This window comes from Thermosynechococcus sp. OHK43, from assembly GCF_014466085.1.
Lineage (GTDB): Bacteria > Cyanobacteriota > Cyanobacteriia > Thermosynechococcales > Thermosynechococcaceae > Thermosynechococcus.
In genome coordinates, this window is the sequence record NZ_JACOMP010000022.1 from 1 (window position 1) to 9573 (window position 9573).

At 51.0% G+C, this 9573-nt stretch carries 8 protein-coding genes; 5 read left to right on the plus strand and 3 right to left on the minus strand.

What is annotated here, in order from left to right:
* The 5 genes from H8Q75_RS01080 to cheB form a co-directional block, all read left to right on the plus strand.
* Window positions 1-1061: chemotaxis protein CheW (locus H8Q75_RS01080; RefSeq protein WP_297039721.1), on the plus strand; the 1061-nt coding region annotated here is incomplete at its 5' end.
* A 59-nt stretch (window positions 1062-1120) separates the two neighbouring features.
* On the plus strand, window positions 1121-2470 hold the full coding sequence (locus H8Q75_RS01085) for a methyl-accepting chemotaxis protein (RefSeq protein WP_297039725.1): 1350 nt from the start codon (window positions 1121-1123) through the stop codon (window positions 2468-2470).
* 15 nt (window positions 2471-2485) lie between these two features.
* Window positions 2486-4759, plus strand: coding sequence for a response regulator (locus tag H8Q75_RS01090; protein WP_024125664.1), 2274 nt, complete (start codon window positions 2486-2488; stop codon window positions 4757-4759).
* Window positions 4746-5168, plus strand: a complete 423-nt coding sequence (locus tag H8Q75_RS01095) for a response regulator (protein ID WP_024125663.1) — start codon at window positions 4746-4748, stop codon at window positions 5166-5168. Before H8Q75_RS01090 ends, H8Q75_RS01095 begins: the two co-directional genes overlap by 14 nt.
* Before the next feature lie 493 nt (window positions 5169-5661).
* Entirely contained in the window at window positions 5662-6696 is a 1035-nt protein-coding gene (gene cheB, locus H8Q75_RS01100; RefSeq protein ID WP_024125662.1) for a chemotaxis-specific protein-glutamate methyltransferase CheB, read from the plus strand.
* On the opposite strand, the gene H8Q75_RS01105 is transcribed toward cheB, so the two are convergent.
* The 3 genes from H8Q75_RS01105 to H8Q75_RS01115 form a co-directional block, all read right to left on the minus strand.
* Window positions 6697-8400 carry a R3H domain-containing nucleic acid-binding protein gene (locus H8Q75_RS01105; RefSeq protein ID WP_024125661.1) on the minus strand — a complete coding sequence of 568 codons (1704 nt, stop codon included), beginning with the start codon at window positions 8398-8400 and terminating at the stop codon, window positions 6697-6699.
* Window positions 8393-9421, minus strand: coding sequence for a circadian clock protein LdpA (gene ldpA, locus H8Q75_RS01110; RefSeq protein WP_024125660.1), 1029 nt, complete (start codon window positions 9419-9421; stop codon window positions 8393-8395). Before ldpA ends, H8Q75_RS01105 begins: the two co-directional genes overlap by 8 nt.
* 19 nt (window positions 9422-9440) lie before the next feature.
* A partial coding sequence (locus H8Q75_RS01115) for a sigma factor-like helix-turn-helix DNA-binding protein (protein WP_365970485.1) occupies window positions 9441-9573 on the minus strand: 133 nt, incomplete at its 5' end.

A 9573-nucleotide genomic window follows, 5' to 3' on the forward strand; every position in this document is an offset into this window, starting at 1 on the left:
CAGTACAATTGAGAAACTTATTTAACTACCATGCCATGGACTATTTGCAACTAACAACTGCTGGGTTAAAGTGCCTGCTCCCCTTATCCACAGTTGAGGAAATTTTTAGTCTCCCAGAACTTACGGTTATCCCAGAGGCACCTAACGATATTCTTGGAGTCCTCAACCTGCGGGGGGATCTCATTCCCATCATGCATCTAAGCTGTCGCCTAGGGATCACGCCACCTCAGTGTCGAGAGACTGACGTTGTAATTGTGCTGAGAGCAACGGGGTTACGCGTGGGGGTGGTTGTTCATCAAGTGGAAGATGTAATTTTAGGGAGCACTGTTGAACTGCGCCAAGAGCCTGACTACGGTCATCCTGGTCTCCTCAATACTGCGTTTGTAGCAGGCCTCGCTCAAGTGGCTGAGGAGGTGTTGATTTTAATCAATGTTGACACCCTCATTCGCGCACCAGTGGAGGTGGCAAGACTCACATCCGAAGGAATTTCAGCAGAACTAGAACACTATCCCAGCTACGACTTCTACGACCGCTATTGGCCAACGGCAACCTTGGTTCAGCGAGCACTCCTGCGGCAACGGCAACAGGCTCTATGTCACCAGGTAGCATTCCAAGAGCCTCTAGGGGGAACATTGACGGCAGTGGTCTTTGCACTGGAGGGAGAACAGTTTGCCATTCCACTGGGGGAGATTCAGCAATTTATTGAAGTTAACCATCTTGTTCCAGCCCCAAAAGCACCAAGCTTCATTGCCGGCCATGTCTCTCTTCAGAATGAAGTTATTTCCCTACTCGATCTGCGAGAGCTACTGCGGCTACCCCAATCACCCGCCCCCCTCAAGAAAGCAGTAGTCCTCAAAGTGAATTCTATGTTGCTAGGGGTTTTAGTGAATGATGTACAGGGAATCATCAGCTATCTCTCCCAGGAGGTTAAGTTAAGCTCTTTTTTGGCAGTTCATGACAGCGGCTATGTTGGTTCTATCATTGAAGAGGGGCGAGTTATCAAATTGCTCAATATCAATCAATTAGTAAACAAATTAATTGTCCCAACCAAGGTGGCTTAGAAAGTAAAATGGACCTATAGTCATACTTGATCTCTTCCTAGTTTTTATGAGGGTTAATCATGCGTATTCGCTATCGATTTTATTTCCTGATTGGCGGCATTGCCCTGTTGAGCTTATCCGCCTTGGGCGCCTATGTCTTTACCTTTAACCGTGCTAAGGACGATTTCCTTATTATTAACGAGGCAGGTCGCGTACGTGGTGGCACCCAACGAATTGTGAAACTGCGCCTTGGAGACAGTAATATCAATGAACTTATTGCTTCCAATGATCGCCGAATTAATGCTTTGATCAATGGTGATGTGGAAATGGGAATTCCCCCTGCCAAAGATCCAGAATTCCGCAACTTAATGCTGCAATTGCAATCGCAGTGGCAAAAGCTCAAAGAGCAGCTCCAGCAGCCCAAAGTGAATGTTGATCGCTTGGTTCAAGACAGTGAGGATTTCTTTAAGCTGAGCGATGACACTGTTAAGGCCGCCGAAATGGCTGCTAAAAGATCAAGTAATTTCGTTCAAGTTGCTGAGATTATCTTTTTTATTGTGCAAATTCTGTTCATTGTTATTTTTATTTTCACTGTCAAGGGTACCGTTGCTCTGCTTTCCCGGATATCCACCCAAATTGCGACCTCTTCCAGTCAAACTGCTGCGGCAGTTGACGAACAGGAAAAGGTGCTTGCCCAACAGGCTGCTTCAGTGAATCAGACCACCACTACCATGGAAGAATTGGGCGCTTCCTCTCGCCAATCGACAGAGCAAGCTCAGGCCTCAGCAGCAGGCGCCAAGCAGGCAATGGAGCTAGCTAACTATGGCAAAGAAACGGTTCAGCAAACAGTCAATGGGATTAATACCCTTAGGGATAATGTCCTGATGATCGCTGAGAAGATCATGCAACTGAGTGAGCAAATGACTCAAGTCACTGCCATTTCTGAACTGGTTAGCGACCTTGCCAACCAGACCAATATTCTTGCTTTGAATGCAGCAGTGGAAGCAGCACGAGCGGGTGAACAGGGCAAGGGGTTTTCTGTGGTAGCTCAAGAAGTTCGCAAACTGGCGGATCAAAGCAAAAAATCAGCCGAGAAAATCACCAACCTGATTCGTGAAGTGCAAGCAGCCATGAACAGTACAGTCATGGTCACCGATGAAGGCATGAAGGCCAGTAATGAGTGTGCTAAATTGGCACAGAGCACTTCGGAAACCTTCACGACAATTACCAGTGCCGTTGAGGCAGTGCATTTAAACAGCCAACAAATTGCCCTCAGTTCCAAACAGCAGGCTGTGGGAGTGCAACAGGTAATTTCGGCGATGAATGCCATCAATCTAGCTGCGCAGGAAACCTCTGCGAGTATGTCCCAAATTAAGACAGCAACCCACCAGCTATTGGAAGCTGCACAAACTTTGCAAAACTCAGTCTAGGGGTTGTGTACATCCATGTACATTGAAGATAGTGAGTTGCGATCGCTCTATCAAATCGCCAGTGCCGACCATCTGCAAGCTATTGAGTCTGCAATTCTTGCCCTTGAAACCAATCCCCACGATCGCTCTCTCCTTGAAACTCTCATGCGGGAAGCCCACTCCCTCAAGGGCGACTCGCGAATGCTAGGGGTCACTGAGGCCGAAACCCTGGTTCACCATCTAGAGGAGATTTTTAGCCACTGGCGGCAGGGCAATTTGGAACCTAGCCCGCATCTGTTTGAAGTTCTCTACCGTGGTCTGGATGCAGTCAAAAAAATTGCCCATGAAGCAGTCACTGGAGAGCCAGCCAATGTCAGTACTTTTCATATTGCGGCTGACCTGATGCAAGTTTTACATAGTGACACTACCCTAGGAACCCCAGAGCCCAGTGCTTCCTCACTAAGCCCCTCAAGAAGTGACGACGATCTCGATGCACTGCTGGCCGCCTATGAAACGTTCCAAGAGGTTCCACTTCCTTCCACTCTAGAGGAAGAAGCTGTTGACCCCAAAACTCCTGCTACCGCTGACGATCGCTATCAGATTGAAAGCGTGCGGGTAGCAAGTCACAAGCTAGATGCCCTAATGACGACTATTGGTGACTTGAGTCTCACCCAGCAGCGGATTGCTCGCCAACGGGAACTCATTGCTGAAGCCCTCAGTTACTGGGAGCAAGTTCAGGCACATGCCCTTGACAGTCAACGCCTGCTGCAGCCCTATCCGGAACTCTTTGCTTTGCGGCAGCGCTACGATCACTTGCGGCAACAACTAGATACCCTAGGCAAATGCCTGCAACAATTGCAAGCTCGTGCTAACGTTGATGATGCTCACCTCACTGCTGTGGTGGGTGGCCTCAAACATGAGATTCAAAACCTCCAATTTTTACCCTTGAGCACAATTTTTAATCTACTCCCCCGCGCCGTGCGGGATATTGCCAAGGAACAAAACAAGCAGGTGCGGTTAATTATTGAGGGTGCCGAAATCACAGTAGATCGGCGGATTCTTGAGGGGATGAAAGACCCCTTGACCCACTTGGTGCGCAATGCCCTTGATCACGGAATTGAGTCTCCCGCTGAACGGCAGCAACGGGGGAAACCTGCCGAAGGAACCCTAAGGATTCGTGGCCGTAGCCAGGGCAATGAAGTGGTCATTGAAGTCATTGATGATGGTCGTGGCCTTGATCGATCGGCTATCCGGGAAGCAGCGCTAAAACGGGGACTTTATACAGAAGCAGAATTAGCAGCGATGAGCCCCGCTGAGATTGAGGCACTAATTTTTACTCCGGGTTTTTCCACCCGACAGCAGGTCAGTACTCTCTCGGGACGCGGGGTCGGTCTAGATGTGGTGCGCACCAATGTGGAGGAACTCAATGGTAGCCTTGAAGTTCAATCGACACCGGGACAAGGTTGCCGTTTCCAAATAACACTGCAAGCCAATCGGGGGACAATGACCATCTTGGTGGTACGGTTGCAGAAGTATTTCTATGGCTTACCCATTGACGCGATCGTCACCAGCTTACTCGTACGACAAGAGGAGTTCTTGTCAGAGGTCAGTGAACCTACCCTGCTGTGGGAAAATCATCCTGTGCCCATTGCTTGGTTGGCGGCTCTCTTGGGACAACAGACACCACCCCAACGTCCTCCCTATCCCTGTGTGATTTTGCAGCAGGGCAATCGCTATCGCGGCCTCATTGTTGACGAAATTGTGGATTTTCAAAATGTGCAGCTTAAACCCCACCATCCTCTGCTGCAACAGCTCCCCCACCTCTTGGGCGTCACCCTTCTTGACAACGGTGAACTTTGTCACCTATTGCGCCCCATTGCCTTGGTGCACACCTTTGCTGATGCCCAGACGAGTCGGGTTTTCCAGCCGGTTACCAAGCCTCGCATCCTCTTGGTTGAAGACTCCTTACCTATTCGTACCCAACTGCGGCGCATTTTAGAGCGGGCGGGCTATGAGGTCGCCACCGCCGTTGATGGTGCCGATGGTTTTCAACAATTGCGCACAGGTCACTTTCAGGCGGTGGTCTCGGATGTAGAAATGCCGCAGCAAAACGGTATTGAAATGACCCGGCGAATTCGCCAACTCCCTGAGTATAAAACCCTGCCGATTATCCTTGTTACAACCTTAGCAGGAGCGAGCGATCGCCAGCGTGCTCTTGCCGCGGGTGCCAATGCTTACCTGACCAAAGGTAATTTTGACCAAAGTCTACTACTCGATACCCTTAAGGAACTGATTCATGAGCAAAATTGAAAAAATTAAAGTGGTTTTGATTGAAGACTCGGCAGTTGCCCTCGAGATTTTGCAACGACTCATCAGCTCCTCGGAACAAATAGAGGTCGTGGGAACCGCTATGGATGGCGCTGCAGGACTCGAAGTTATTGAACGTACCCAGCCCGATGTCATCTGTACTGATCTGCAAATGCCGGGCATGGACGGCCTAGAATTTACCAGAGAAGTCATGAAGCGATTTCCTCGTCCCGTACTAGTGATTAGTAACGCCGTACAACCCACGGATGTGGATAATATCTATAACCTGATGCAGGCGGGTGCCCTTGATTTCTTTCCCAAGCCCACTGCTGGTTCAGCAGAAGATTATGAGCGCCTCAAGAGTACTTTAATTACTAAGATTCGGGTTCTCGCCAGCAAAAAAGTAGGCTAATCCAAGAGGGGTTTTAAGAATAGCCATGCTAGCTATTAAACTGTGTTAGGATTGAGTGTGATTTAGTTGCTCAAAAGTAGTGGAGTTAACAATAGACACTCAAACCAGGCTAAAAGAGCCACTCAATAGCCTTCCCTTCCCACTGTTTCTTGATTACCGCCAGAGGGGTGAGGGTGACTCGCTCAAAAGTAGGGTGCTGTGGAATGGCTAGAGCCACTGTTCTTCCTAGCGAGAACTCTCCTATTGTCTTCAAATTGGGCGAAGTCAACCCGATGTCACTTTTGCGGATTTAGAAATGGCAGGAAGACAGGGCTTTAAATTTATTGAGGCCATCCAATAATCCAATAGTGGTTTTCGCATCCAATTCTTATGATCAGTGTTAGCAGTTCTCCAACTGTTCTGGATTTCTTCCGAGACTGGAGACACTCAGATGCTCACCCGCAGCAAAGCTCCCAAGATTGCGACCCCATGAGAATGTGTAAAGTCTACTTCAATGACTATTCGGGTGTTTTTAGTTGAAGACTCACCAATTGCCCTGAGTACTCTTAAGCAACTGTTGCAATCTGCATCGGATATTCAGGTTGTTGGGGTAGCCACCAACGGCAAAGAGGCCCTCATTGCAATTCCATCCTGCCAACCGGATGTTGTCTGCACGGATCTGTACATGAAAGAAATAGATGGGTTAGAGCTAACCCGTCAACTTATGGCGCGTTACCCGCGTCCTATTTTAGTGATCACCGTAGCTACAGCCGAGGAAGAAACGGTCTTTGAGCTGCTGCAAGCAGGTGCAATTGATGTGTTTCCCAAGCCGAGTAGCGGTCTGCTAGCCGATTACGATCGCGCCCAACTGCTGAATAAGATTCGAGTACTTGCAGGAGTGAAAGTGTTTACCCGCTCCCTACGTCCTACCCTTAGTTCTCCAAGTGTTGCAGCGCCACCCCTGCCAAAGGGGCACTCATCATTAAACCTAGCTATTGTTGGAATTGGTGCTTCGACAGGGGGCCCTCAAGCGATCGCCAAGGTCTTGCAGTCGTTGCCTGCAACCTTCCCTCTACCCATTGTCTGTACCCAGCACATTAGTCCTGGCTTTCTCAGCCGTCTGATATGTTGGCTATCCCAAGAAACCAAACTGCAGGTTACTGTGGCAACTGCCGGTGAAACGCCCCAACCTGGAACCGTGTATTTTGCACCAGATCATTTGAGTTTAGAAATTGATTGCCGAGGCAAGTTTTGCCTGATACCCGCTTCTGCCAACGAAAGATATTGTCCCTCTGTCAATGTAATGTTTCGCTCCCTAGCAGCTTACTATGGCGATGCTGTTATTGGGGTGTTGCTCACGGGAATGGGAGATGATGGCGCAGCGGGGATGCAAGCAATTGCCAAGGTTGGCGGAATCACCATTGCCCAAGATGAAGCCACCAGTGTGATTTTTGGTATGCCCAAGGAGGCTATTGCCCTTGGGAGTGTGCAGCATGTTTTGCCCATTGACCGCATAGGCGCCTTTTTACAGGCGCTGGTAAATCCCTAATTAGCGCAAGAAGTTGGGATAAATCCGCAGTCGTCGGTTTGGCTCCTCACCAAAGCTACAGGAAGTCAAGTGGTAGTGCTCAACCAGCTCATGCTGCATCCGTCGAATATTCGCCGATCGCGGGAGTAGCTCCACGACTTGCCCCTTGGGAATAACAATTTCTTCCACGGCTAAGCGCGCCTCCTCAAGGGCTTCCAATTCATCATCACTGCCCGTTGGACTAAAGAGGGAGAGATCCGCTGACTCTGCTGGGCTGGGGTCTTCAATGCCAAGCAAATGCCGTAGCCCTCGGACAATTTGCGCCATACTGTTGGTTTTGATGGCATGGATGGGTAGATGGTGAATATGGGCCAAGTGCCGCAGCTTGCTTTCCCCCTTGAGGTGGGAGCGCAGCGTCAAAATCACATCCGCCTGATCAATGTCCTTCGTGACCACAATGGGCAGGTTTAGGGTCTGAATTGCTTGCTCTAAATGGTGGCGGCTGACGGCGTAGGGAAAAACGTGGAGGGGGAGCTCTTCCCCATTCGGACCGACCGTGGGGGCATCCAATGTCGCTTCCAGCAACCGGGCAAAATTCGCTCGCAGAGGTTCTTTACTGCCATCAGTGACCGGTAGCATCTGGCCACTGTCCCGCCAGGAGGGACGCTGAGGCGCAGATTTGACCTCCGATCGCTGGGGGGCAGGTTCAGGGCGACTAATCACCACTGAGCCATCGGCAGCAACGCTGCGAATTTCCGGAACTGGTTGGCGCCCCCGCAACAGGAGATCCACACTGGCAGCCACATCGAGATGAATGGCCCAGCGATCGCGCTCTAGCATTTCCACAGCTATTTGAAAGGTGGGTGGAGCTTTGCGTTCAAGAACACTCTTTTGGGTGCCCCGGCGGCGCGCTTCCTCATCCCCAAGGGTGACCGATTGAATGCCCCCCACTAAATCTGCGAGGGTCGGGTTTTTCATCAGGTTCTCAATTTGGTTGCCGTGGGCCGTACCAATCAGTTGTACGCCTCGCTCAGCAATTGTGCGTGCCGCTAGCGCCTCTAGTTCTGTGCCAATCTCATCAATAACAATCACTTGGGGCATGTGGTTTTCCACCGCCTCAATCATCACCTGATGCTGAAGTTCTGGGCGTGCCACCTGCATCCGCCGTGCCTTGCCAATGGCCGGATGGGGAATATCACCGTCGCCAGCAATTTCATTGGAGGTGTCAATAATCACCACCCGCTTGTGCAACTCATCCGCCAAAACGCGGGCAATTTCCCGTAGAGCGGTGGTTTTACCGACCCCCGGCCGCCCCAGGAGCAAAATGGACTGGCCACTTTCAACCAAGTCGCGAATCATGCCAATCGTGCCAAAGACGGCTCGCCCCACCCGGCAGGTCAAGCCAATAATCGTTCCTTGGCGATTGCGCAGGGCACTAATACGGTGCAGCGTACGCTCAATCCCAGCGCGATTGTCACCACTAAACTCGCCCACCCGATCCACGGCATATTGCAACATCTCACGGCTGACGGGCGTCGCGGCAAGATATTGGGTGCTGTGGATAAACCGCGCTTCCGGCAGTCGCCCCAAATCTAGAACAATTTCTAGGAGTTCTTCCCGCTGCGGATGATCGGTGAGGGACTGTCCAAGGGGCGGCGGTAGGATGGCTAATAATTGATCGAGATCGTCAGTGACTTGGCGTTGTCCAGCAGTCAATTCAACCATAGGGCACAGAGAGTGACGGGACAGATTTCAACGGAGAAACAAGGGTAGCTGCTTCAGCGACAGCCGCTGCAAGGACGTCAGGAACAGTTTGCCAGGGTTGGTCGGCGATCGCGTGGAAAGGGGCAAGGCGTTTGCGGGCATAACTACCATAGGCAACACCAGCAATTCCCCCTGGAGCTAATAGTCCCATTGCCCTGAGTTTAGCAACCGTATGGCCATTTGTGCCGCCCGCCAACTGTACAAATCCGGGTAAATTTGCCCCTAAAATCGCCTGACCCAATTGAATGGTGGCTCGCGTTGTGCCATCGCCAATATCGCCACTCATAGGGCGGCCATCGGCCTGCCAAATGAGAGCACACTCCAAAGGTTGAATCTGCCTATTGATCCAATGCAAATAGTCAATTATCCCCTCCCCTTGGGGACAACTGATGGCCAGTACCTGCACATACCGTACCCACGGGCGCACTTGCTGCCAAAGCTCGCTAAAGGCACTGTAACGTTGGGGTTGGGTGTGGATTTCGAGGGCTTGGATCGTGCCAGCCCTAATCAGGGACGTGATGTCCTCAAAGACTGCGGGTTGCTCATCGGTGGTAATCAGGCCCAGCGGGCACAGGGGTAAACAGCGACCACACCCATAGCAGCGATCGCGCACCACCCCTTGCACCTGTTCATTAAAACGAATCGCCTCAGCAGGACAAATGCGTTCACAGGGGCGATCGCACCCTGGCGGGCAGCGACTTGGATCAAATGTGGCCTTCCGAAAATGGGGGTCAGTCCCATCGTTAATACTCACCATCAGTAGGGGGCGGGTTGCACCAAGGCTGGCGGCAACGGCCAAGGCCTCATTGGCTGCGTAAATCACGGCAGGGTCGGCGGCCACATCGATACAATCAGCCCCTGCAAGTGCATAGGCCAACGTCAGGTTATAAATTTGGGCAACATCTTGGAAACTGGCACCGTTGATGAGTTTGAACCAACGATGTGCCGCTAAAGCCGCTAGGGGGGCAGCAAAATCAACCATGAGTATATTTTATGCATTTTCAAGATTCAGCGTCATCGTGACGCATCATCTGTTGTAGGGCTTGGAGGCCTTTTTTAATCTGCCGAGAGACTGTGACCGCACTGAGGCCCAAAAGTTCAGCGGTTTCTTTTTGACTCAAATCATGCAAAAAG